We start from the raw sequence: 23,611 nt of genomic DNA on the forward strand, positions 1-23,611 counted from the left end.
GCGGCAGCCTCAGCGCCCCATCAGGTCCGGCAGCCAGAGCGAAATCTGCGGATAGGCGATCAGCAGCGCCATGATCACCGCCTCGGCCGCCAGGAACCACAGCAGGCCGCGGAAGATCGTCGGCAGCGGCACCTCCTTGCCGACGATGCCACTGACGACATAGGCGTTCATCCCCACCGGCGGCGTCAGCAGGCCGATCTCGAGATACTTGATGACCAGCACGCCGATCCACACCAGGTCGAGGTTGAGCGCCTGGAACATCGGCAGCAGCACCGGCAGCGTCAGCAGCATCAGCCCGAGCGGATCGAGGAAGCAGCCGAGAAACAGGTAGATCAGCGAGGCGCCGATCACCACCAGCAGCGGATCCACCGCCCAGCTTCCCATCAGCCCGGCAAGGAAGCCCGGCATCCCCGACAGCGCCAGGAAGCGCGACAGCAGCACCGCGCCGATGGCGATGAAGAAGATCGAGGCGGTCCCCTCCAGCGCCTCCATCACCGCCGCGCCCATCGCCGCGCGCGACATCCGGCCCTGCAGCGCGGCGATGCCGCAGGCGGCGAGCGCGCCGACCGCCGCCGCCTCGGTCGGCGTGGCGACGCCGCCATAGAGGCTGCCGATCACCGCCAGCACCAGCACCGGGATCGGCCAGACCTGGCGCAGCGCGGCCAGCCGCTCGGCCCAGCCGGCCGGCTCCTCCGCGCGCGGCGCCAGCGCCGGGTTCAGCCAGCAGCGCAGGATGATCATCGCCGCATAGACCGCCGCCGTCAGCAGCCCCGGCACGATGCCCGCGATCAGCAGCCGGCCGATCGGCTGCTCGGCGAAGATGCCGTAGAGCACCATCAGGATGCTCGGCGGGATGAGCGAGCCGAGGGTGCCGCTCGCCGCCACCACGGCGGTGGCGAGGCCGGGCTCGTAGCGCGCGCGCAGCATCTCGGGGATGGCGAGCCGGCCCATCGCCGCCGCCGTCGCCATCGAGGATCCCGAGGCGGCTGCGAAGCCCGCGGCGGCGAAGTTGGTGGCGACCGCGAGCCCGCCCGGCAGGAAGCCCAGCCACAGCCGCGCGGCGCGGAACAGGCTGCCGGTCATGCCGGTGTGGTAGGCCACCGCCCCCATCAGCAGGAACATCGGCACCGCCGAGAGCGACCAATGCGCGGCGAATTCGAAGGGCAGCGCGCCGAGCGCGCCGAGCGCCGCCTGCGGGCTCCGCAGCACCGCGATGCCGACGACCGATACGCCGCCGAGGGCGACGCCGATCGGCACCCGCAGTGCGATCAGCACGAAGACGGCGCCGAGCCCGGCGAAGCCGATCTGCAGCGGGGTCATGCGGCGGCTCCGGGCCGGGGGCGGCAGGGAGGCGGGCGGCGCTGCGGCATCTACTCCACCCTGATCCCGGCTTCGCGGATCAGCGCTCGCCAGGTCGCGAGGTCGGCGGTGAGCAGCGCGCGCAGCTCCTCCGGCCCGCCCTGGCCCATCACCAGCCCGCGCGCTTCCCACTGGGCGCGGAAGGCGGGATCGGCGGTGGCGGCGCGCATTGCCGCGGCAAGGCGCGCGATGATCGGCTGCGGCGTGCCCGCCGGGGCGAAGAGCGCCTGCCAGAAACTCGCCTGCACGCCGGGCAGCGTCTCCTGCATCGCCGGCAGGTCGGGCATCAGCGCGATCCGCTCGCGCGCGGTGACGGCGATGGCGCGCGCGCGGCGGTCGGCCAGCAGCGGCGCCGCATCCGACACCGTGGCGAGGAAGGCGGGCAGCCGCCCCGCCGTCAGGTCCACCAGCGCCGGCGCCGCGCCGCGATAGGGCACATGCACGAAGGGCGCGCCGGAGGCGCGGTGGATCATCTCGATCATCAGGTGGTTCACCGCGCCGATGCCCGAGCTGCCGAAAGTCAGCCCGCCCGGCGTGCGCCGCGCGAGGTCGAGGAAACCGGCGAAGTCGGCCGCCGGCACGTCGGGGTGGAGCACCAGGATGAAGGGCGTGTCGTAGAAATGCGCGATCGGCGCCAGTTCGCGCAGCGGGTCCTGCGGCACCAGCTGCGGCTGCAGCGCCGGCGCGATGGCGAGGCTCGCCGCGCCCATCAGCAGCGTGTAGCCGTCGGGTCGCGCGCGCACGACATGGGCGGCGGCGATGGCGGCCGCCGCGCCGGTGCGGTTCTCCACCACCACCGGCTGGCCGAGCTCGCGCGCGATCCGCTCGGCCGCCGCGCGCGTCGCCGTGTCGGTCAGCGCCCCGGCCGGATAGCCGGTGACCAGCGTGACCGGCCGCGCCGGCCAGGCCGCCTCCTGCGCGCGCGCGATCCCCGGCGCGGCGAGCGCCGCCGCGAGGAGTGTCCGCCGATGCAAACCGTTCATCCCGTTCCTTCCTGTGACCATGCCGCCCGGCGTCCGGACGCCGGCGATGAATTCCCGTTGCCGCGCGCCGGGCGGGTGCCGGCGGCGCGACCCCGCAGCCTAATCCGCCCTGATCCCGGTCTCGCGGATCAGGCGCCCCCAGGATTCGATCTCGGAGGCCAGCATCCTGTGCAATTCCTCCGGTCCGCCGCTCGCGATCACCACGCCGCGCGGCCCCCACAGCGCGCGGAACTCCGGCGCGCCGGTGGCCGCGCGAAGCGAGGCGGCCAGGCGCGCGATCACCGGCGCAGGCGTCCCCGCCGGCGCGAACATCGCCTGCCAGAATGCCGCATGCACGCCGGGCAGCGTTTCCTGCACCGTCGGGACGGCGGGGATCGCCGCGATCCGCTCGCGCGAGGAGACGGCGAGCAGCCGCAGCCGGCCATCCTCCAGCTGCGGCTGGGCGTCGGAGAGGGTGGCGAAGGTCGCCTGCACCCGGCCCGCCTTCAGGTCGAGCAGCGCCGGCGGCGCGCCGCGATAGGGCACTTGGCCGAAGCGCAGCCCGGCGGCGCGTTGCACCATCTCGGTCAGCAGGTGGTTGACGGAACCGGTGCCGGAATGCGCCACCATCACCTCGCCCGGCCGGGCGCGCGCGTAGTCGAGGAAGCCGGCGAGGTCGCGCGCCGGCAGTTCCGCATTCACCAGCAGCACGAAGGGCGTGTCGTAGGTCTGCGCGACGGGCGCCAGTTCGCGCAGCGGGTCCTGCGGCGGCAATGACGGCTGCAAGGTCGGGTTGATCGCGAGGGTCGAGGTGCCGAGCAGCAGCGTGTAGCCGTCCGGCCGTGCGCGCACGACATGGGCGGCGGCGATCGAGGCCGCGGCCCCGGTGCGGTTCTCCACCACCACGGGCTGGCCGAGATCCGCCGCCATGCGTTCCGCCACCGCCCGCCCCACGACGTCGGACAGCCCACCCGCGGCATAGCCCTCACCAGCGTGACCGGCCGCGCCGGCCAGGCCGCCTCCTGCGCGCGCGCTGCCGCCGGCGCGCCGAGTGCTGCCGCCATCAATGTCCGCCTGCCGATGCCGCTCATCGCCTCTCTCCCCATCCGCGCCCGTGCCGCGCGCCCCGTTGACGCATCATCGCCCCGCCCGCAGCCTGCGCGCGAAGAAGCAGGAGGACGCCATGACAGAAAGCCCCGCCGAGCCCGGCATCCTTGGCGCCGCGGCGCTGACCGTCGCGGACCTGTTCCGCGACCGCGCGGCGCGGCACCGCGACCGCGTCGCGCTCGAACAGGATGGTCGGCGCTGGACCTATGGCGCGCTGGAGGAACGGGTGAACCGCCTCGCCCGCGCGCTCGCCGCGCGCGGCGTCGGGCGCGGAGAGCGCATCGCCGTGCTGTCGGAGAACCGGCACGAATTCGTCGAGGCCGAACTCGCCGCCGCCTCGCTGGGCGCCATCGTGGCCTGCCAGAACTGGCGCCAGTCGCGCGAGGAACTGGCCTATTGCCTCGCCCTTGCCGACCCTTGCCTGTGCCTGGTCTCGGAACGCTTCGAGGCGCGCCTGGCCGAGGCCGGCGGCGGCGCGCTGCCGGGCCTGGTGTTCGGCCCGCGCTACGAGGCGGCGCTGGCCGCCGAAAGCGCCGCGCCGCCGCCCGACCGCGCCGAGCCGGAAGACGGCCTCGTCATCCTCTACACCAGCGGCACCACCGGCATGCCGAAGGGCGCGCTCATCAGCCAGCGCGCCATGGTCGCGCGCGCCATCATCGCCCGCGCCGACCAGAGCGCCTTCCCCGAGGAGACCTTCGTCGCCTGGTCGCCGATGTTCCACATGGGCGCGACCGACAGCGCGCTGGCGGCGCTGATGCATGGCGGCAAGGTCATCATCCACGACGGCTTCGACCCGGCCGCCCTGGTCGCGGTGCTGGCGCGCGAGGAGCTCGGCTGGCTCTCGGTCATGCCCGGCACCGCCGAGCCGCTGCTCGAGGAACTGCGCCGCACCGGCGCGCGCCCGCGCGGGGTCCGGCTGGTCGGCGCCATGGCCGACCTGATCGCGCCGGCCGCCATCGCCGAGCTGACCGAAAGGCTGCAGGCGCCGTTCCGCAACACCTTCGGCTCGACCGAGACCGGCCCCGGCCCGGCCAGCCGCGGCCGCATCCCGGTGGGCGCGACGCCGGCGCGGCTGTCCAAGGTGCAGAGCTCCTACTGCCGCATCCGCCTGGTGGACCCCGAGGACCGCGAGGTGCCCGACGGCGAGCCCGGCGAGGTCGCCTTCCGCGGCCCGAGCCTGTTCAGCGGCTACTGGCGCGCGCCCGAGACCAATGCGCGCGACTTCCGCGGCGGCTGGTTCCACATGGGCGACGTGATGCGGCGCAACCCGGACGGCACGCTCGATTTCGTGGACCGGGTGAAATACCTCATCAAGTCGGGCGGCGAGAACATCTACCCGGCCGAGATCGAGCGCGTGCTGCTCGCCTCCCCGCGGGTGAGCGAGGCGGTGGTGGTGCGCCGCCCCGACGCCCGCTGGGGAGAGGTGCCGGTGGCCTTCGTCGCCCGCCGCGACGCGGCACTGACCGAGGCCGAGCTGATCGCCGCCTGCCGCGCCGCCATCGCTGGCTACAAGGTGCCCAAGGAGATCCGCTTCATCGAGGAAGCCGCGCTGCCGCGCAGCACCACCGGCAAGATCCGCCGCCACGAGCTGGAGGCGCTGCTGTCCCCGCCTCCCGCCTGAACCGGCGGGCATCGCCCAGGGCGCGGCGCGCGTCACGGCGCCGGCGCCCGGGGCGGCGCCACCTCGCGCACGGCCTGCAGCAGCATCCACGCCGCCATCGACCAGGTGCCGAGCGGCACCGCCCAGCGCGTCGGCCAGATCAGCACGTCGAAGGCGACCGCGCCGGTGGCCTCGCCGACCTGCGTCATCTCCCACGCCTCCTCGGCGCCGGCCCAGCCGAAGGCGGCCAGATAGACGGCCGAGAGCAGCAGCGCCGCCGCCTCCACCCCGCGGCGCGCGGGCGCCGGCAGCGCGTCGGTGAACAGCGTCACCGCGATGTGGTGGCGCTTGCGCTGCACATGGGCGAAGGGGAAGAACACCGCGGCCGCCATGAAGTAGTAGGAGACCATCTCGAGCGTGCCGGGCACCGGCCAGCGGAACAGGTATTTCAGCGTCACGTCGAGCGTGACGTTGACCATCATCAGCAGCAGCGCCGCCCCGGCGATCCACAGCATCGCCGCGGTGGCGGCATCGAGCGCGCCTTCGGCGGTCCGCATGACCGCGCCCCCCTGCCGCTCACAGCCCCATGCGGCGGGCGATGATCCCGCGCATGATCTCGCTGGTGCCGCCGCCGATGGTGCCCACGCGCGCGTCGCGGAAATACATCTGCATGTCGTGGTCCATCATGTAGCCGGCCCCGCCCATGATCTGGATGCCCATGTCGGCGCAGCGGCTGTTGTTCTCGGTCGCCACGACCTTGGCGATGGTGGTCTCGCTCACCGGGTCGAGGCCGGCATCCATCATCTCCGCCGCTCGGTAGGTCAGGGCGCGCGCCGCCTCGGCCATCATCCGCATGTCGGCGAATTTGTGCGCCACCGCCTGGAACTCGGTGATCCGCCGGCCGAAGGCGGTGCGATCGAGCGCGAAGTCGCGGGCGTCGTCGATGATGCGCTGGCAATTGCCGCTCGCCGCCGCGGCGAGGCAGAGCCGCTCGACATTGAGCCCGCGCATCAGGTTGCTCCAGCCCTGGCCGCGCCCGCCCAGCATGCGCGCGGCGGGCACGCGCACATCGTCGAAGAACACCTCGTTCACATGGATCATCCGCCGCCCCAGCGCGCGCAGCGGCCGGATGGTCAGCCCCGGGCTGCGCGCATCCACCAGGAACACGGTGATGCCGCGATGGCCGGCATCGGCCTCGGTCTTGGTCACCACCGCGAGGTGGTGCGCGACATGGGCGCAGGTGATGTAGATCTTCTGCCCGGTGATGACGAAGTCCTCGCCGTCCTGCACCGCGCGGGTGCGGATCGCCGCGGCGTCCGAACCGGTATGCGGCTCAGTCAGGCAGAAGGCGAGCCGGGTCTCGCCGCGCAGCAGGCCCGGCATGATCTCGGCCTTCAGCGCCTCCGATCCGCCGAGCAGCTGCCGCCCGCCATAGATCGCCGTGGTCAGCCAGGCCGAGGCCATCTGCGCGCTGTGCCAGGAGACGGCCTCGACGAAGACCGCGAGGTCCTTGAACGAGCCGCCCGCGCCGCCGATCGCCGTGGGGAAGGGCAGGCCGAGCCAGCCGTCCCGCGCCAGCGCCTCATAGGCGTCGAAGGGGAACTCGCCGGCCTCGTCGAGCGTGCGGATGCGCTCGCGCGGCAGCACGCGGGCGAGCAGCGCCCGCACGCTGTCACGCATCATGCGCTGTTCGTCGGTCAGGCCGAAATCGCGCCCAGGATCCTGCATCGCCATCATCCTTCCCCCTGCGCGCCCGCCAGCGCCGCCGCGCGTCCCGCCGCCGCGCGCGCCCCGGCGACGATGCGCGCCACCACCTCCCCCGCCGGGGGCAAATCGTCGATCAGGCCGACCGCCTGGCCGGCCCAGACCAGCCCCTCGTCGAGCGCGCCGCCGACCGCGGCGCGTTCATTCGCCGCCCAGTCCACCATGGCGAGCACGCTGTCGCGGTCCGCCCCCGCCTTCTCCGCCGCCTGGATGCGGCGGGTCCAGGCGCTGTCCAGCACCCGGCCGGGCATGCCGAGGCTCTGCTTGATGACCAGCGTGTCCTCGGGCTGCGCCGCCAGCAGCGCCGCCTTGTAGCGTTCATGCGCCGCCGCCTCGCGGGTGGCGACGAAGCGCGTGCCGAGCTCGATCCCATCCGCGCCGAGCGCCAGCGCCGCGGCCAGGCCGCGCCCGTCCACGATGCCCCCGCTCGCCAGCACCGGGATGCCGACGGCATCCACGACCATCGGCACCGCCACCATCGTCGTCAGGTCCGAACGGCCGAGATGGCCGCCGCCCTCGTAGCCCACCGTCGCCACCACGTCGGCGCCGGCCTGTTCCGCCTTGCGCGCCTGCTCGGCGCCGGCCACCAGCACCAGGGTGCGGGTGCCGGTGCCCGCCAGGCGGTCGATCCAGGGCCGCGGATTGCCCGCGGTGAAGGAGAGCACCGGCACGCCTTCCTCGACCGAGAGATCCACCAGCGCCGAGATGTCGATCCGCCCGATCGGGAAGTTCACCGCGAAGGGTGCGGCGGTCAGCGCCTTGGCCTTGTGGATCTCGGCGCGCAGCAGCTCGGGCTGGTGCAGCCCGGCCATGGCGATCTGGCCGAGGCCGCCGGCCGCCGAGACCGCCGCCGCCAGCTCCGCCCGCGCGACGCGCGCGAGCCCGCCCTGCACGATCGGGTAGCGGATGCCGAGCACGCGCGTCGCGCGCGTCTCCATCCGGTCGGCGGCGCCGTTCATCGCGCGCTCAGCCCGGCCGGCGGCGATAGAGCAGGGTGGCGCGCATCTCCTGCGCCACCGTGCCGTCCTGCTTCACGCAGCGCCGGTCGAGCGTGACGGTGCCGCGGTCCGGCTTGCTCGATTCCTTCTTCGCCACCACCTTCGCCACCATGCGGATGGTGTCGCCGTGCTTGACCGGGGAGAGCATCTTCCAGCCGTCGATCTGCAGCAGCGCGAGCAGCGTGCCGTCATTGATGCCGCTGGCGTAGGTGAGGCCGCCCATCACCGCATAGACCAGCGGCCCATGGGCGATCGGCTCGCCGAACTGGGTGGTGCGGCAATACTCGAAATTGGTGTGGACCTCGTTGAAGTCGCCCGACAGGCAGGCGAAGTTGACGATGTCGGTCGAGGTGATGGTGCGCGCCGGCGTCGTCAGCTCCTGGCCGATCTCGAAATCCTCGAAATACATCCCGCGCGGCTTGCCTGCGGTGGTCATGCTCCGTTCCTCCTCACGCCTTGTCCTTGCCGAGCAGCATCGTGCAGTGGGAGGACAGGATGCCGCCCTCATTGTGCACCAGCGCGATCTCGGCGCCTTCCACCTGCCGCGCGCCGAGGCCGCCGCGCAGCTGGCGCACCGCCTCGACGATGCCGAACAGCCCGCCCGCCGCGCCCGCATGGGCGTGGGAGAGCATGCCGCCATGGGTGTTCACCGGCACCGCGCCGCCGCCGATCGCCGCCCGCCCGTCGAGCCAGTAGCGGCCGCCCTCGCCGCGCGGGCAGAGCCCGAGCTCCTCGGCCTCGATGATCGGCACGATGCTGAAGCAGTCGTACAGCTCGGCCACGTCGATGTCCGCCGGGCCGAGCCCGGCCATGCGATAGGCCGCGGCGCCCGAGCGCGTGGCGCCGAACTCGGTCAGGCTCGGCGCGCACATGATGTGCTCATGCGTGTGGAACTCGCCGATGCCGAGCAGGTAGGCCGGCTTCGCGCGCAGGTCGGCCGCCCGCTCGGCCGAGGTGACGATGAAGGCGCCCCCCGCATCGGAGATCAGGCAGCAATCGAGCATGCCGAGCGGATCGGCGATCGGCTTGGCCGCGAGCACCTGCTCGCGCGTCAGCGGCGCCTTCATGTGGGCGTTGGGGTGCAGCAGCGCGTGCCGGCGCGTGGTCGCGGCCACCTCGGCCATCTGCTCGCGCGTGGTGCCGTATTCCAGCATGTGGCGGCGCGCGATCATGGCGTAGAAGCCGGGGATCGAGGATCCGTAGGGCTGCTCGAAATACGGGTGGCCGACCGCGGTCAGCGCCGCCACCGCCTGGTCGCGGCTCTGGCCGGTGGCGCGGTTCTCGCCGGCGGTCACCAGCACCACCTCGGCCTGGCCGGCGACGATCGCCTCGGCCGCGTGCTTCAGCATCACCGCCGGCGTCGCCCCGCCCACCACGAGGGAGGCGTTGAAGCGCGGCTGCAGGCCGAGATACTCGCACAGCACCGAGCCGAGCATGAAATAGGGCTCGGTGAAGGAATAGGCGGTCAGCAGCCCGTCGATGTCCAACGGCTTCAGCCCGGCATCGTCCAGCGCGCGCTTCGCCGCCTGGGCATTCAGCCCGAGTCCGGTCATGCCCGGCACCTTGCCGATGTCGGATTCGCCGACGCCGACGATCGCCACCCGGTTCCGCAGGCTCGTCTCGCTCATCTTCCCGCTTCCTTGCCGCGGCGTCCCGTCGCGCCGTTCACAACCCGATCTCCCGCGCGATCAGCTGCCGCTGGATCTGCGAGATCCCGCCGCCCACCGTGGAATTGCGCGCATCGCGCCAGTAGCGCTGCATATCATGGTCATAGGTGTAGGCATGCCCGCCCAGCACCTGCATCCCGAGCGTGGTCAGCCGCACCAGCATCTCCGACGCATGCAGCTTCGCCATGCTCGCCTCCACCATCGTCGCGTGCAGCGTCTCGGGGAACTCGCCCTCGGCGTCCCGGCGGCGCACCGCCCCGCGCGGGCAGTGGCGGCGGACGAAGGCGGCCGCACTCTCGCGCAGCAACTGCTGCTCCTCGGTGGGGGCGAAATCCATCGCTCAGCCCCGGCCGCCGGCGCGGCGGAACTGCGGCACGGCGGCGCCCTCGCCGCGATCCTCGAAGCAGACCGCGACGGCATCGCCGATCGCCGTGTCGAGCGCATCATCGCCGAGGATGTTGGCCATCATGCGCGGGCCTTCCTCAAGGTCGATCAGCGCCACCACATAGGGCACGCGCGGGGCGAAGGCGGCGAGCGGCGCGCGGCGGATGATCGTGAAGCTGTGCACCGTGCCGCGGCCCGTGGCCTCGACCCAGCGCAGGTCGGCGGACCAGCAGGCGGGGCACAAATGGCGCGGCATGAAATGCGTCTGGCCGCAGGCATCGCAGCGGCGGATCAGCAGCCGCCCCTCCCGCGCGCCCTGCCAGTAGGGGGCGGAATCGGCGTTGACGACGGGGCTCGGCAGCGTTTCGGTCATGCTCTCGGGTTCCTGTCGGGCTCAGCGGCGCGCCGCGGCGGCGGCGGCCGGGAAACCGGCGGGCCGGCGGTCGAGCATCGCCGCCAGCCCCTCGCGGAACTCGGGGTTGGACATGGCCAGCGCCTGGCCCAGCCCCTCATAGGCGAACATCTCGTCGAGGCTGCTCTCGAAGCTGCGCGCCATCAGGATCTTGGCGAGGCCCATCACCTCCGCCGGACCGGAAGCGAGGCGCTGCGCCTCGGCGAGTCCCGCCGCGTCGAGTTCGGCATCGGGCACCACGCGGCCGACCAGGCCGATCGCCAGCGCCTCGGCCGCCGTCAGGCTGCCGCCACCGAACAGGAAATCCTTGGCGCGCGCCATGCCGATCAGCCGCGGCAGCGTGTACATCATGCCGATGTCGGGAATCGCGCCGAGGCGGAAGAAGCCGGCCATGAACACCGCGCCCTCGGCGGCGATCAGCCGGTCGCCGGTGAGCGCGAGGCCCATCCCGCCACCAACCGCATGGCCGTTGACGCCGATCACCACCGGCTTCTCCAGCGTCATCAGCGGCACCAGCCAGCGGCCGAGGCGGCGGAAGCGGCGATGCACCGGCCAGGGGTCGCTCGCCTCGCGCAGCATCCGCAGGTCGCCGCCGGCGCAGAAGCTCGGCCCCGCGCCGGTGAGATAGACCGCGCGCACGGCGGGGTCGGATTCGGCTTCCTCGACCGCGGCGCCGAGCGCGACGCGCATCGGCTCGTCGAGCCCGTTGCGGTTGCGCGGATTGTCGAGGCGCAGCACCAGCACCGCGCCCTCGCGCCGCCGCCTGACCAGCTCCCCGCCCGGATCGGTGCTCATGGCCTTGCCCTTTCTCCTTCCGCGTCACGCCGAGACATGCTTCAGCCAGCGCCCGCCATCGACGACGAGGTTCTCCCCCGTCACATAGGCGGCGAGCGGCGAGGCGAGGAACACCGCGGCATTGGCGACATCCTCGGTCCGCCCGAAGCGGCCGAGCGCGGTGCGCCGGCGTTCCAGCTCCGCCACGCCGCGATCCTCGTAGAGCCGGCGCACCCCTTCGGTGTCGGCGATCGGCCCTGGCGAGATGGTGTTGCTGCGGATGCCGTCCGGCCCCCATTCGACCGCCAGGCTGCGGCTGAGCGAGAGGATGCCCGCCTTGGCCGCCGCTGCATGGGCCGCGCCCGGCCAGCCCGACAGCGCGTTCATGGTGATGATGCTGATGATCCGCCCGCCGCCGCGCGACGCCTTGAGCGCGGCATAGGCGGCGCGGCAGCAGTGGAAGGTGCCGTTGAGGTCGATGTCCACGACCGTCTTCCAGCCATTGGCCGAGAGGTCGGCGGTCGGGCAGAAGAAGTTGCCGGCGGCGTTGTTCACCAGGATGTCGAGCGCGCCGAAGCGTTCGACCGTGCGCGTCACCGCCTCGTGCACCTGCTCGTAGGAGCGCACATCGGCCTGGAAGGCGGCGACCTCGGCACCCTCGGTGGCGAGGCGCGCCGCCGCGGCATCGAGCGTTGCCTGCCTGCGGCTGGCGATCACCACCCGCGCGCCGAGCCGAGCATAGGCGGAGGCGATGGCGAAGCCGATGCCGCTGCCGCCGCCGGTGACGAAGGCCACCTGGTCGGCGAGCAGCCCGGGCGCGAAGGCGGTGCCGGCGAGCATGTCAGGATCCCTTGCGCGGCGCGGATTGCCGCCGGCGGGCGGCGGCCAGCGCGGCGCGGTGCGAGGCGGTGGTGGTGGCGAGGGCGAAGGCGTCCGCCTCATGCGCCAGCGCATTGTCGAGGCCCTGGCCCCAGCGCTGGCGGCACAGCGACTTGGTCAGCGCCAGCGCCTCGCGCGGCAGCGCCGCGACCTCCTGCGCCAGCGCCAGCGCCGCGGCGTCGAAGCCGGCCACCGGCGCCACCCGCCGCGTCAGGCCGAGCCGCCGCGCCTCCTCGGCCGGCAGGGTGCCGCCGGTCAGCAGCAGGTCGAGCGCGACGGCGCTGCCGAGGCGCGCCTGCAGCAGGAAGGCGGCGCCGCCATCGGGCACGATGCCCAGATGCACGAAGGGAAAGCCGAGACGCGCATCCTCGGCGAGCAGCAGGATGTCGGCCGCGAGAGCGAGCGAGGCGCCGCCGCCATAGGCCGCGCCCTGCACCGCCGCGACCACGATCTTGTCCATGCGGATCAGCGCGAGGTGCTGCGCCTGCGCGAGCAGGATGCGCTCGCGCCAGGCGAAGGCGTCCTCGGGCATGTCGTCGAGATCGGCGCCGGCGCAGAAGGCGCGGCCTTCCCCGCGCAGCAGCAGCACGGTGATGTCGGGGTCGGCGGCGACCTCGCGCAGCCGCGCGGCGATGGCGTGGCGCATCGCCGCGGACAGCGCGTTGAGCCGGCCGGGCCGGCACAGCCGCAGCACAGCCACGGCGCCATCGCGTTCCAGCGCGACGCCCTCCGCACTCATGGCGCGTCGCCTCCATCGCGCTGATCTGAGCGCATGGCTGTTCCTCCCGCGGGGCAGGACGTCGCCGTCGCGGCGCGCACCATGCCTCCGAGGATGAACGCAGCAATGCATGTGCCAGCGGCGCGGGCCGCCGCATCCGGGCCGGTGCATGCGTCTGCCCTTCCCGGCATTGTCGGCGCTGCGGACATGATGTCCGCGCCGCGCGCAGCGAACGCCATCGCGCTATGGAGGGCTTGCATCGGCGATGGCGCGACGTGACACTGCGGGGCCGTTGCATCGATGCCGCGAGGACGCTGGCACGCCGCGCGCAAGGCACGTCGCGCAAGACGGGCCGCGCCGGAGGCGTCGGGGGGGGGCTGGCGCCACCCGGGCGCCACGGGATGCGGCGGTCCGGCGGGCGGGATTTGGAAGAATGAGCGGAGGAACTCCATGGACTTGACGCTGACCCCGAAACACCGCGCGCTGCGCGAGGAGGTCGATGCCTTCATCGCCGCGCATCGCGACGCCGCGCCGCGCCCGGGCGGCGGGCGCAAGCGGCCCGACCGCAAGGCGCTGGACTGGCAGGCGCTGCTGCTCAAGCACGGCTATTTCGCGCGCACCATCCCGCGCGAATACGGCGGCTTCGGCGCGCCGCACGACGTCATCGAGCTGGCGATCATCGCCGACGCCTTCAGCCGCGCCGGCATCTCGCCGGGCATCCACAACCAGGGCATCAGCATGCTGGTGCCGACGCTGCTCGAGGTCGGCACCGAGGAGCAGAAGCGGCGCTGGATCGGCCCCACCATCCGCGGCGAGACGATCTGGTGCCAGGGCTATTCGGAGCCGGGCTCGGGCTCCGACCTCGCCGCCGCGCAGACCCGCGCCGCGGTCGAGGACGGGCATTTCGTCATCAACGGCCAGAAGATCTGGACCAGCTCGGCGCATTTCGCCGACATGATGTTCCTGCTCTGCCGCACCGAGCCCGACAAGTCGAAGCATGCCGGCCTGTCCTACCTGCTGCTGCCGATGAGCGCGCCGGGGATCGAGGTGCGCCCGCTGCGGACCATGACCGGCCGCGCCGAGTTCAACGAGACCTTCTTCACCGACGTGCGCGTGCCGGTGGACCAGATCGTGATGGGCCGCGGCGACGGCTGGCACGTCGCCAACGTCACGCTGAAGTACGAGCGGATGCTGCTCGGCGATCCCAACAAGCTGCAGCAGCGGCTTGAGGCGACCCGCCGCATGATGGAGCAGCCGGGCGCCGACGGCGCGCGCCTGCTCGACCGCGCGGAATGGCGCGACCGGCTGCTGCGCCTGCAGGGCGAGGTGATCGCGGCGCGCAACCACAACATGCGCCTGCTGACGGAAACCGCCGAAGGGGTGGATTCGGGCCTCGGGCGCTTCATCGTGAAGTATCACGGCACCATGCTCGCGCACCGGCTCGCCTCGCTGGCGCTCGACGTCATGGGCAGCACCGGCCTGCTCTATGAGCCGCAGGGCGAGGTGGCCGAGGACGATCCCGCCACCACCTGGCAGATCGACTACATGTACGACATCGGCCTCATCATCGGCGGCGGGTCGTCGAACATCCAGAAGAACATCATCGGCGAGCGCGGCCTCGGCCTGCCGCGCGAGCCCAAGGCGGCGGTGCCGGCGGGGAGGAACTGAGATGCGGTTCGGATTGACGGAAGACCAGGGACTGTTCGGCCGCTCGCTGCGCGGCTTCCTCGCCGACCGGCTGCCGCTCGACGCGCTGCGCCGGCTCGCCGAAACCGGCACCGGCTTCGATGCCGAGCTGTGGCGCGGCCTCGGCGAGCTCGGCCTGCATGGGCTGCTGGTGCCCGAGGAGCATGGCGGCGCCGGGCTCGGCATGCTCGATGCCGCGCTGGCGGCCGAGGCGCTCGGCTACCATGCCGCGCCGGCGCCCTTCGCGGCGGCGCTGGTGATGGCCGTGCAGGCCTTCCGCAGCGCCGGCGACGCCGAGCAGCAGCGCCAGTGGCTGCCGCGCATCGCCGCGGGGCAGGCGCGCATCGGCCTCGGCTTCGCGGGGCTGGCGGGGCAGACCGGGCGGGCGGCGCTGCGCCTTGAGGGCGGGCGCCTGTCGGGCGCGCTGGACGGGCTGATGGATGGAGGCGAGGCCACCCATTTCCTCGCCTATCTGGCCGATGGCCGCGCCGCGCTGATCGAGGCCGGCGCCCCGGGCGTGACCGCGACGCTGCGCCGCAGCGTGGACCGCACCCGCGCGCTGGTCGATCTCGACCTCGCGGGGGCGGCGCCGGTGGCGCTGCTGCAATCCTCGAACGATCCGCTCGCCGCGGCGCGGCGGGTGCGCGACGCGGGACGGGTGATGCTGGCGGCCGACACGCTCGGCGCCGCGCAGAACATGCTCGACCGTGCCGTGGCCTATGCCAATGAGCGGGTGCAGTTCGGCCGCGTCATCGGCAGCTTCCAGGGCGTGAAGTACATGTGCGCCGACATGGCGACCATGCTCGAACCCTGCCGCGCCATGGTCTGGTATGCCGCCTACGCGCAGGACGCGGTGCCGGAGGAAGCCGCCATGGTCGCCTCCCACGCCAAGGCCCATCTGGCCGAGGTCGGGCGCGAGGTCGCCCGCCTGGCGACCGAGGTGCATGGCGGCATGGGCTTCACCGACCTGCTCGGCCTGCACCACCAGTTCAAGCGCATCACCTTCGACCGGCAGGCCCTGGGCGGGCCCGAGCGCTGCCGGCACGACGCGGCGGTGGCGCAGGGCTGGGTCGCCGCCTGAGCAAGCATTTCTGCGAAGAATGAAGGAGGATAGCCATGTCATTGCGTGAAAAGGGCGCGATCACCGGGGTGGGCGAAACCGCCTATTCCCGGGAATCGGGCCGCAGCGTGCTGTCGCTGCAGCTCGAGGCCTCGCTGAAGGCGATCGAGGATGCCGGCCTGAAGCCGTCCGACATCGACGGCGTGATCCCCTATTCGGGGGTCGTGGCCGAGGATTTCATCACCAATCTCGGCCTGCCCGACCTGCGCTACTCGGCGGTGACGCCGCTTGGCGGGGCGAGCTGCGTCGCCGCGGTGCAAAGCGCCGTCGCCGCGATCGCCGCGGGCATCTGCAACCATGTGCTGATCCCGGTCGGGCGCAACGGCGCCTCGGGCGGGCGCATCGGGACGCGGGTGCAGCAGATGCCGCAGTTCCGCCTGGTCGGCGAGTTCGAGATGCCGCTCGGCGCCATCGCGCCGGCGCAGCTCTACGCGCCGATGGCGCGCCGGCACATGGAGCTCTACGGCACCACCAGCCGGCAGCTCGGCGAGATCGCGGTCTCGACCCGCGCCAACGCCATGCTCAACGGCAACGCCGTGATGACGAAGCCGATGACGATCGAGGACCACCAGGCCTCGCGCATGATCTCCGACCCCTTCCGGCTGTTCGATTGCAGCCTTGAGAGCGACGGTTCCTGCGCCATCGTGGTCAGCGCCGCCGAGCGCGCCCGCGACCTCCGCAAGCCGCCGGTGGTGGTGATGGGCGTCGCCGAGGGCCACCCGGATTCGCCCAGCGTCATCACCCAGCGCCCGGACATGACGCGGCTGGGCATCGCCAAGGCGGCGCCGCGCGCCTTCGAGATGGCCGGCGTCAAGCACGACGACATCGACGTGGCCGAGATCTACGACTGCTTCACCTACATCGTGATGTGCCAGCTCGAGGATCTGGGTTTCTGCAAGAAGGGCGAGGGCGGCCCCTTCGTCGAGAGCGGCGCGATCCGCCTCGGCGGCAAGCTGCCCGTCAACACCCATGGCGGCCTGCTCAGCCAGGCGCACATGGTGGGCATGAACCACATCGCGGAGCTGGTGCGCCAGCTGCGCGGAGAGGCCGGCAAGGCCCAGGTGCGCGACGCCGAGATCGGCCTCGTCACCGGCTATGGCGACATGGGCGACGGCTCCGTCGCCATCATGAGGAGGGGATGATGAGCGCGACCGGAACCTACAACAAGCTCGTCCCCGAGCCGACGCCGCACAGCGCGCCCTACTGGGAGGGGCTGAACCGCCGCAAGCTGCTGCTGCAGAAATGCCGCGGCTGCGGCAGGATCCGCCACTATCCGCAGCCGATGTGCCCGTCCTGCCATTCGATGGAAGTGGAATGGGTCGAGGCCAGCGGTCGCGGCGTGATCCACAGCTGGACCATCACCCACCACGCCTTCCACCCCGGCGTGCGCGAGGACCTGCCCTATACCCTCGCCACGGTGGACCTCGAGGAAGGCGTGCGGATGCTCGCGCAGCTGCGCGGCGTGCCGGACGACAAGCTGCGGATCGGCCTGCCCGTGCGCGTCGAGTTCGAGACGGTGAAGGACGGCCTCACCCTGCCCTACCTTGTCCCGGGAGAGCCGGCATGAAGATCGACATCGACGCGCTGCGAAGCCATATCGGCCGCAAGATCGAGGAGACCGACGAGGCGACGCTGCCGCCCATGCGCGGCATGACCGTCGTCTTCGAGCGCCCCGAGCCCGCGCCCAAGCGCGGCGACCCGGTGCCGGCGGGCTGGCACTGGTGCTTTTTCGTGCCGCTCGCGCCGCGCTCCGTGCTCGGCCCCGACGGGCTGCCCACCTCCGGCGGCGTGCTGCCGGAGATGCCGCTGCCGCGGCGGATGTTCGCCGGCCAGGCCTATACCTTCCACGCGCCGATCCTGGTCGGCGACGAGCTGCGGCGCGAGACCGAGCTCGCCGACCTCCAGCTGCGCGAAGGCGGCACCGGGACCATGGTGTTCGCCACCGTGCGGCGGCGGATCTACAACCCGCGCGGCCTCGCGGTGACCGAGGACCAGCACACCGTGTTCCGCGAGGCGGCCGACCCCGCCGCCCCCACGCGCGCGCCCAAGCGCGACCCGGCGCCCACCGATGTCGCCTGGCGGCGCACCTATGCCCCCGACACGGTGACGCTTTTCCGCTACTCGGCGCTGACCCTCAATCCGCACCGCATCCACTACGACCGCACCTATGCGATGCAGGAGGAAGGCTATCCGGGGCTGGTGGTGCATGGGCCGTTCTCGCAGCAATGCCTGCTCGACCTGCTGCGCGACAATCTTCCGGGCAAGGCGATCCGCAGCTTCACCATGCGGGCGCGCGCGCCGCTGTTCGACACCGCGCCCTTCACGGTGATCGGCCGGCCGACCGCCGAGGGCGCCGAGGTCTGGGCGGTGGGCCCGGATGGCGGCATCGCCATGCAGGCGAGCGCCACGCTCGGCTGAACCGCGCCTGGCGGGGAGGGGTGCGGCCCCTTCCCGCCATTCGCTTCCGGCCGGGGCGGGGATCAGCCTTCCAGCAGCACCCGCCCGGGCAGGCCCCCGCGCGCGACGAGGCCCAGCGCCTCGGCCGCCGCGGCAAGCGGCAGGCGCCGATGGATGCGCGGCCGCAGCCGCCCTTCCAGGAACAGCGCGAAGATCGCCGCCTGCGCCGCCGCCACGCGGGCCGGCTCGCGGTCGCGGTGGTCGGCCCAGTTCAGGCCGAGCACGCCGACATTCTTGACCAGCAGGTAGTTGCTGCGGATCTGCGGGATCTCCCCGGCGGCGAAGCCGACCACCACCAGCCGCCCGCAGGGGGCGAGGCAGCGCAGCGCGGCGGCGGTGACGGCATCGCCCAGCGGGTCGATCACCACATCCACCCCGCGCCCGCCGGTCGCCGCCGCCACCTGCTCGCGCAATTCCGCCCCCTGGTCGAGCCGCAGCGCGGCATCGGCGCCATCGGCCAGGGCGGCGGCGGCCGCCGCCTCGCTGCGGATGCCGGCCAGCACCCGCGCGGCGCCGAGCGGGCGGGCCAGTTGCAGCGCCGCCGCGCCCACCGCGCCCGAGGCGCCGAGCACCAGCACGTTTTCCCCCGCCGCGAGGCCGCCGCGCGCGGCCAGCGCGAAATGCGCGGTCTGGTAGTTGAGCCCGAGGGCGGCCGCATCCGCCGCGCCGATCCCCTGGGGCACCGGCAGGCAGGCGGCGGCGGGCAGCGCCACGCGCTCGGCGAAGGCGCCGTATTCGACATGCGCGATCACCCGCGCCCCGCGCGCCGGGGCCGCCGCGCCGCGCGCATCCAGCACCCGCCCGACGATGGTCTTGCCGGGGATGAAGGGCAGCGGCGGGCGCGTCTGGTAGCGCCCGCTCACCACCAGCGCGTCGGGGTAGTTCACCTCGGCCGCCTCGAAGCCCAGCAGCACCTCGCCCTCGGCCGGCGCCGGCTCGGGCAGCTCGCGCAAGACGATCGCCTCGGGGCCGGCGTAGTCGGTCAGCAGCGCCGCCTTCATGGCGCGAGCACCGCGGCGTTGTCGGCGCCGAGCGCCGGGGCGGGGCGGATGCCCGGCGGGCCGCGCAGCGCCGGGGCGAGCGGCACCGGCAGCGCCGGCATCTGCTGCCCCTCGGCATTGGCGAGGCGGTGGCCGAACAGCCCGCGCGCGGCGAAATGCGGGTCGTTCATGGCTTCCTCCACGGTGGCGACGATGCTGCAGCAGCAGTCGCGCCCGGCGATCGCGGCGCGCCAGGCATCGGCGTCGCGCGCCGCCACCAGCGCGGCCACCCGCGCCGCGGTGCCGGCGGGGTCGCGCGCATCGTCGCGCCATTGCGGCTCCAGCCCGATGATGTCGCAGAACACGGCCCAGAAGCGGTCCTCGATCGGCGCGGCGGCGAGCACCCGGCCATCGGCGGTCGGATAGAGCCGGTAGCGCGGCGTGCCGCCGGTCACCAGCCCGTCGCCATTGCCGGGCCAGCGCCCGGTGGCGAAGCCCTGCCCCATCGCCCAGTAGAGGAAGGGAAACAGGTTGTCGGTCATGGCGATGTCGAGCCGCTGGCCGCTGCCGGTCGCCTGGCGGGCGTGCAGCGCCATCAGGATGTTCATCACCGCCGGGTAGGCGCCGCCGGCGATGTCGGCGATCAGCGCCGGCGGCACCACCGGCCGCGCGGCGTCGCCGAAGCTCAGCGAGAGCAGCCCGGCATCGCCGATGTAGTTGAGGTCGTGCCCCGCCGCGTCGCGCTTCGGCCCGCTCTGCCCGTAGCCGGTGATCGAGCACCAGATCAGCCGCGGGTTGCGCGCCATCACCTGCCCGGGGCCGAGGCCGAGGCGCTCCATCACGCCGGGGCGGAACTGCTCGACCAGGATGTCGGCGCGCTCGATCAGCGGATCGAGCCGCGCGCGCTGCGCGGGGTCCTTGAGGTCGAGCGCGACGCTGCGCTTGCCGCGGTTGAGCAGGGCGAAATTGGCCGAATCCGCCCCCCAGGGCGGCTGGTAGCCGCGCATCTCGTCGCCCGTGCCGGGGCGTTCGACCTTGACCACCTCGGCCCCCGCCTCGGCCAGGATCAGCGTCGCCAGCGGCCCCGGCAGCAGGGTCGAGAAATCGAGCACCAGCAGCCCGGCGAGCGGCCCGGCGGCGGCGCTCATTCGGCGATCCCGTGCGCGCCGTCGATGGTCAGCGTCGTGCCGGTCATGAAGTCCATGCCTCCCTCGAACAGCGTGCCGACCAGCCGGCCGACCTCCTCGGCGCGGCCGTACCGCCGCAGCGGAATGCGCGTCATCAGCCGCTCGTGCAACTCCTGCCCGGCCAGGGCCTCGCGGTTGAGGTCGGTCTCGATGTAGCCGGGGGCGACGCACAGGGCGCGGATGCCCTCGGGCGCCCATTCCACCGCGAGGCAGCGGGTGATCGCCCCGACCGCCGCCTTGGCGGCGCAATAGGCGAGCGCGCCCGGCACGCCGAGCCGGGCGTAGAAGGAGCCGATATTGACGATCAGCCCGCCCCCGGCGGCTATGAGATGGGGGCGGATCTCGCGGCAGCCGACCATCACCGCGGTGGCGTCGAGGCGCATCACCGCCTCGAACTCCGCGGTGGTCAGCCGGGCGCTGCGGCGGTGATGGACGGCGCCGGCATTGTTGACCAGGCCGACCACCGGCCCTTCCTCGGCGGCGCGGGCGAAGGCGGCGCGCAGCGCCTCCTCCTCGGTCACGTCGCAGGCGATGCCGAGGCCCGAGGCGCAGACGCCGCTGCGCGACAGCCCGACGACGCGGAAGCCGCGCCCGGCGAGGTCGGCGGCGATGGCGGCGCCGATGCCGCGGCTCGCCCCGGTGACGACGACGGCGCCGCGCGTCGGCGCGCTCATGGGCGGCGCACCAGCGGGCACTCGCTCTCGGCGAGCGGGCGATAGGCCTCCTCGCCGGGGATCGTGCCGGCCACCTCGAGCAGGTCCCATTCGCCGCGGCTGTCCTGCGGGCGCTTGGCGCGCAGCAGGTACATGTCGCGGATGACGCGCCCATCCTCGCGGATGCGGCCGTTGCGGGTCATGAAGTCGTTGATGGGCGTGGCGCGCATGCGCGCCATCACCGGCTCGGCGGCATCGGTGCCGGCGTCGCGGATGGCGTTGAGGTAGTGCGTCACCGCGCCCCAGACGCTCGCCTGCATCATGGTCGGCGGGCGGCCGTGGATGGCCTCGAAGCGGCGGGCGAAGGCGCGCGTCTCGTCATTCTGGTCCCAGTAATAGGCCTCGGTGAAGACCAGCCCCTGCGCCGTCTGCAGCCCCATCGCGCGGACATTGGTCAGCAGGCAGAGCAGCGCCGCCGGCTGGATGCCGCGCCGCGCCAGCCCGAACTCGCCCATCTGCTTGACGATGTTCACGAGGTCGAGCCCCGCCGCCGCGATGCCCACCACATTCGCCCCCGAGGCGGCGGCGCGCAGCAGGTGGGAGGAATAGTCCGTCTCCCCCAGCGGGGCGCGCACCGCGCCCGTCACCTCCCCGCCCAGGCGGCGGACGAGCTCGGCGGCGTTCTGCTCGAGCGAATGGCCGAAGGCGTAGTCGGAGGTGAGGAAGAACCACTTCCGCCCGCCGCCGCGCACCAGCGGCGTTACCGTGCCCTTGGCCAGGGCGTAGTTGTCGTAGGTCCATTGCACGCCGAGCGGCGCGCAGGCCCTGCCGGTCAGCTCCGTGGTGCCGGGCGCGGTGGCGATCGCGATGCGCCGCTTCTCCTGGGCCAGCGGCTGGACCGCCAGCGCCACGGCGGAATTGCCGATGCCGAAGATGGCGTCCACCTTCTCCTGGTCGTACCAGCGCCGGGCGATGCCGAGCCCGACATCGGCCCGGTTCTGCAGGTCGCCATGGATCAGCTCGATCGGCGCGCCGAGCACGCGGCCGCCGAAATCCTCGATCGCCATGCGCGCCGAGACGACATCGCCCATGCCCTGCTGGTCGGCGAAGACGCCGGACATGTCGTCCAGCACGCCGAGCTTCACCACGCCGTCCGACACCGCGCCCTGCGCCCGCAGCGCCGGCGCGCCCAGCGCCGCCAGCCCGCCGGCCGCCAGCGCCGCGCGCCTCGTGACATGCCTCATGGTCATGGTCGCTCCCTCCTTCGTTCCGCCGCCGCGCGGCGGTTCATGCTTCGCCCGCGCCGGCGCGGCGCACCGGCTCGGGCCGCAGCGTGCCGGCCCTGGCCATCGCCGCCAGTTCCCGCTTCAGCACCTTGCCGCTCGCGGTCAGGGGAAAGGCGTCGACCCGCAGGAACCATTCCGGCATGTCATAGCGCGACAGCCCCTCGGCGGCGAGATGCGCGAGCAGCGCCTCGGCCCCGATCTCGCCGATGACGGCGAGGCAGACGCGCTCGCCCAGCCGCTCGTCGGGCACCGGGAAGGCGGCGGCGCGCGCCACCGCCGGGTGGCGCAGCGCCAGCGCCTCGATGCGCGCGGGATGGATGTTGTGCCCGCCGCGGATGATGAGGTCCTTGCTGCGCCCGACCACGCGCAGGTTGCCGCGCGCGTCGATCATGCCGAGATCGCCCGAGAGGAACCAGCCCTCGCGGTTGAAGCTCGCCTCGGTCGCCGCCTGGTTGCCGAAATAGCCGAGCATCAGCGCCGCGCCGCGGCCGCCGATCTCGCCGATCTCGCCAGGTGCCGCGGGGCGGTCCGGATCGGCCGGGTCGAACAGGCGGATCGTGTAGGCGCGGCCGCCGCGCCCGCAGGTCTCGACGATCACCTCGGTCGGGTCGTCGGGGTGGGTGTACTGGTGCGAGGAGTTCTCGGTCATGCCATAGACGTTCTGCGGCCGCACGCCGAGCCGCACGAAGGCCTCGGCCACCGCCGGCGGGATCGGCGCCCCGGCCATGTAGAAGCAGCGCACCGCGCCGAGCGCATCGAGGCCGCGTTCGCCCGCCGCCGCCAGCACGTCCATCGCATGGGTCGGCACGCCGAGCACATAGGTCGCGCGGTTGCCGAGGATCCAGTCGAGCCGCCCGGTGCCCGCCGGCGGGTCGTCGGTGACCAGCAGCGCGCCGGCGACCAGCCATTGCGCCACCGCCACCCAGGCGATGTGGTGCGACAGCGGCGACAGGGTGAGGATGACGCTGTCCGGCCCATGCCCCCAGTCCCGCACCAGGTCGCGGGCATTGGCGAGCAGCGTGTTGTCCGAATGCATGACGCATTTCGGCGTGCCGGTGGTGCCGGAGGTGAAGGCGAGATAGGCGACCTTGTCGGGGTCGGCCACCGCCGGGCCCGGCGCGGCGCCGGGGCCGGGGAAGCCGGCGGGCGTCAGCACCGCGGCCAGCCCGGGCAGGGCGCCGAAGCGCGCCACCGGGTCGGCCAGCCGGTCGGCGCCCCAGCCCGGCTCGCTCAGCAGGGCGCGGGCGGAGAGCGCGGCGAGCAGCGGCGGGATCTCATCGGCCGTGTAGGTGCGGTGCAGCGAGGGGTTGCAGGCGATGCCCTGCCGCGCGCAGGCGAGGAACAGCACCAGCGTCTCCAGCCGGTTGCCGGCCCAGATCGCCACCCGTTCCCCCGCGCCGATGCGGAGCGCCCCGTCCAGATGCGCCGCCACCCCGTCCACCCAGTCGCGCAGCGCGCGCCAGCCCAGGGTGCGCGTGCCGTCGCGCGCCGCGGGGGCCTCGGGCCGCGCCTCGGCATGGGCGGCGAGCAGGCCGTAGAGCGTCTCCCGCCGCCACAGCCCGGCCTCGTAATGCGCCCGCGCGGCAGCCGGATGATGCAGGGTGAGGAAGGGCCGCAT

At 73.3% G+C, this 23,611-nt stretch carries 24 protein-coding genes; 6 read left to right on the forward strand and 18 right to left on the reverse strand.

Features of this window, described 5'->3' with window-relative positions; all coding sequences use genetic code 11:
- Positions 1-9: 9 nt before the first annotated feature.
- The 3 genes from E5N76_RS06335 to E5N76_RS06345 form a co-directional block, all read right to left on the reverse strand.
- The gene (locus E5N76_RS06335) at positions 10-1,320 is read right to left on the reverse strand and encodes a TRAP transporter large permease (RefSeq protein WP_149536441.1); all 1,311 of its coding nucleotides are present in this window, start codon (positions 1,318-1,320) and stop codon (positions 10-12) included.
- 50 nt (positions 1,321-1,370) lie between these two features.
- Positions 1,371-2,342 (reverse strand): Bug family tripartite tricarboxylate transporter substrate binding protein, encoded by a 972-nt coding sequence (locus E5N76_RS06340; protein WP_235907587.1) that lies wholly within the window; start codon positions 2,340-2,342, stop codon positions 1,371-1,373.
- Positions 2,343-2,441: 99 nt separating this feature from the next.
- Positions 2,442-3,263, reverse strand: coding sequence for a Bug family tripartite tricarboxylate transporter substrate binding protein (locus E5N76_RS06345; RefSeq protein WP_149536442.1), 822 nt, complete (start codon positions 3,261-3,263; stop codon positions 2,442-2,444).
- Positions 3,264-3,504: 241 nt separating this feature from the next.
- On the opposite strand from E5N76_RS06345, the gene E5N76_RS06350 reads away from it, so the two are divergent.
- Positions 3,505-5,049, forward strand: coding sequence for a class I adenylate-forming enzyme family protein (locus E5N76_RS06350; RefSeq protein ID WP_149536443.1), 1,545 nt, complete (start codon positions 3,505-3,507; stop codon positions 5,047-5,049).
- 32 nt (positions 5,050-5,081) lie between these two features.
- On the opposite strand, the gene E5N76_RS06355 is transcribed toward E5N76_RS06350, so the two are convergent.
- The 10 genes from E5N76_RS06355 to E5N76_RS06400 are packed head-to-tail and all read right to left on the reverse strand — an operon-like array spanning position 5,082 to position 12,645.
- On the reverse strand, positions 5,082-5,585 hold the full coding sequence (locus E5N76_RS06355) for a TRAP transporter small permease (protein ID WP_149536444.1): 504 nt from the start codon (positions 5,583-5,585) through the stop codon (positions 5,082-5,084).
- A 19-nt stretch (positions 5,586-5,604) separates the two neighbouring features.
- Positions 5,605-6,756, reverse strand: a complete 1,152-nt coding sequence (locus E5N76_RS06360; RefSeq protein ID WP_207791877.1) for an acyl-CoA dehydrogenase family protein — start codon at positions 6,754-6,756, stop codon at positions 5,605-5,607.
- A gap of 5 nt (positions 6,757-6,761) precedes the next feature.
- Positions 6,762-7,751 (reverse strand): NAD(P)H-dependent flavin oxidoreductase, encoded by a 990-nt coding sequence (locus E5N76_RS06365; protein ID WP_207791878.1) that lies wholly within the window; start codon positions 7,749-7,751, stop codon positions 6,762-6,764.
- Between the two features lie 7 nt (positions 7,752-7,758).
- Positions 7,759-8,226, reverse strand: a complete 468-nt coding sequence (locus E5N76_RS06370) for a MaoC/PaaZ C-terminal domain-containing protein (protein WP_099096133.1) — start codon at positions 8,224-8,226, stop codon at positions 7,759-7,761.
- 13 nt (positions 8,227-8,239) lie between these two features.
- Positions 8,240-9,418, reverse strand: coding sequence for a thiolase C-terminal domain-containing protein (locus E5N76_RS06375; RefSeq protein ID WP_149536445.1), 1,179 nt, complete (start codon positions 9,416-9,418; stop codon positions 8,240-8,242).
- 37 nt (positions 9,419-9,455) lie between these two features.
- Entirely contained in the window at positions 9,456-9,794 is a 339-nt protein-coding gene (locus tag E5N76_RS06380) for an acyl-CoA dehydrogenase family protein (protein WP_149536446.1), read from the reverse strand.
- A 3-nt stretch (positions 9,795-9,797) separates the two neighbouring features.
- Complete coding sequence (locus E5N76_RS06385; RefSeq protein WP_099096136.1) at positions 9,798-10,214, reverse strand: Zn-ribbon domain-containing OB-fold protein; 417 nt, start codon at positions 10,212-10,214, stop codon at positions 9,798-9,800.
- A gap of 21 nt (positions 10,215-10,235) precedes the next feature.
- Positions 10,236-11,048 carry an enoyl-CoA hydratase/isomerase family protein gene (locus E5N76_RS06390; protein WP_149536447.1) on the reverse strand — a complete coding sequence of 271 codons (813 nt, stop codon included), beginning with the start codon at positions 11,046-11,048 and terminating at the stop codon, positions 10,236-10,238.
- Positions 11,049-11,072: 24 nt separating this feature from the next.
- Positions 11,073-11,867, reverse strand: coding sequence for an SDR family oxidoreductase (locus E5N76_RS06395; protein ID WP_149536448.1), 795 nt, complete (start codon positions 11,865-11,867; stop codon positions 11,073-11,075).
- A 1-nt stretch (position 11,868) separates the two neighbouring features.
- A complete protein-coding gene (locus tag E5N76_RS06400) occupies positions 11,869-12,645 on the reverse strand; it encodes an enoyl-CoA hydratase/isomerase family protein (protein WP_149536449.1) in 777 nt (258 codons plus the stop codon).
- A gap of 429 nt (positions 12,646-13,074) precedes the next feature.
- On the opposite strand from E5N76_RS06400, the gene E5N76_RS06405 reads away from it, so the two are divergent.
- Genes E5N76_RS06405 through E5N76_RS06425 form a run of 5 tightly spaced genes read left to right on the forward strand, consistent with a single transcriptional unit; the run spans position 13,075 to position 17,848 of the window.
- Positions 13,075-14,292 carry an acyl-CoA dehydrogenase family protein gene (locus E5N76_RS06405; protein ID WP_149536450.1) on the forward strand — a complete coding sequence of 406 codons (1,218 nt, stop codon included), beginning with the start codon at positions 13,075-13,077 and terminating at the stop codon, positions 14,290-14,292.
- 1 nt (position 14,293) lies between these two features.
- On the forward strand, positions 14,294-15,391 hold the full coding sequence (locus E5N76_RS06410; RefSeq protein WP_149536451.1) for an acyl-CoA dehydrogenase family protein: 1,098 nt from the start codon (positions 14,294-14,296) through the stop codon (positions 15,389-15,391).
- A 35-nt stretch (positions 15,392-15,426) separates the two neighbouring features.
- Complete coding sequence (locus E5N76_RS06415; RefSeq protein WP_149536452.1) at positions 15,427-16,572, forward strand: thiolase family protein; 1,146 nt, start codon at positions 15,427-15,429, stop codon at positions 16,570-16,572.
- Positions 16,572-16,997 (forward strand): Zn-ribbon domain-containing OB-fold protein, encoded by a 426-nt coding sequence (locus E5N76_RS06420; protein ID WP_187830008.1) that lies wholly within the window; start codon positions 16,572-16,574, stop codon positions 16,995-16,997. The genes E5N76_RS06415 and E5N76_RS06420 overlap by 1 nt, the downstream gene beginning before the upstream one ends.
- The gene (locus E5N76_RS06425) at positions 16,994-17,848 is read left to right on the forward strand and encodes an HTD2 family dehydratase (protein ID WP_149536454.1); all 855 of its coding nucleotides are present in this window, start codon (positions 16,994-16,996) and stop codon (positions 17,846-17,848) included. Before E5N76_RS06420 ends, E5N76_RS06425 begins: the two co-directional genes overlap by 4 nt.
- 62 nt (positions 17,849-17,910) lie before the next feature.
- On the opposite strand, the gene E5N76_RS06430 is transcribed toward E5N76_RS06425, so the two are convergent.
- From E5N76_RS06430 to E5N76_RS06450, 5 genes are read right to left on the reverse strand one after another with little or no spacing between them, the layout of a single operon-like run.
- Positions 17,911-18,888 carry a zinc-binding dehydrogenase gene (locus E5N76_RS06430; protein WP_149536455.1) on the reverse strand — a complete coding sequence of 326 codons (978 nt, stop codon included), beginning with the start codon at positions 18,886-18,888 and terminating at the stop codon, positions 17,911-17,913.
- A complete protein-coding gene (locus tag E5N76_RS06435; protein WP_149536456.1) occupies positions 18,885-20,015 on the reverse strand; it encodes a CaiB/BaiF CoA transferase family protein in 1,131 nt (376 codons plus the stop codon). Before E5N76_RS06435 ends, E5N76_RS06430 begins: the two co-directional genes overlap by 4 nt.
- Positions 20,012-20,728 (reverse strand): SDR family NAD(P)-dependent oxidoreductase, encoded by a 717-nt coding sequence (locus E5N76_RS06440; RefSeq protein WP_099096152.1) that lies wholly within the window; start codon positions 20,726-20,728, stop codon positions 20,012-20,014. The genes E5N76_RS06435 and E5N76_RS06440 overlap by 4 nt, the downstream gene beginning before the upstream one ends.
- Entirely contained in the window at positions 20,725-21,957 is a 1,233-nt protein-coding gene (locus E5N76_RS06445) for an ABC transporter substrate-binding protein (protein WP_235907588.1), read from the reverse strand. The genes E5N76_RS06440 and E5N76_RS06445 overlap by 4 nt, the downstream gene beginning before the upstream one ends.
- A 37-nt stretch (positions 21,958-21,994) precedes the next feature.
- The gene (locus E5N76_RS06450) at positions 21,995-23,611 is read right to left on the reverse strand and encodes a class I adenylate-forming enzyme family protein (protein WP_149536457.1); all 1,617 of its coding nucleotides are present in this window, start codon (positions 23,609-23,611) and stop codon (positions 21,995-21,997) included.

The organism is Siccirubricoccus phaeus, from assembly GCF_008360935.1.
Lineage (GTDB): Bacteria > Pseudomonadota > Alphaproteobacteria > Acetobacterales > Acetobacteraceae > Siccirubricoccus > Siccirubricoccus phaeus.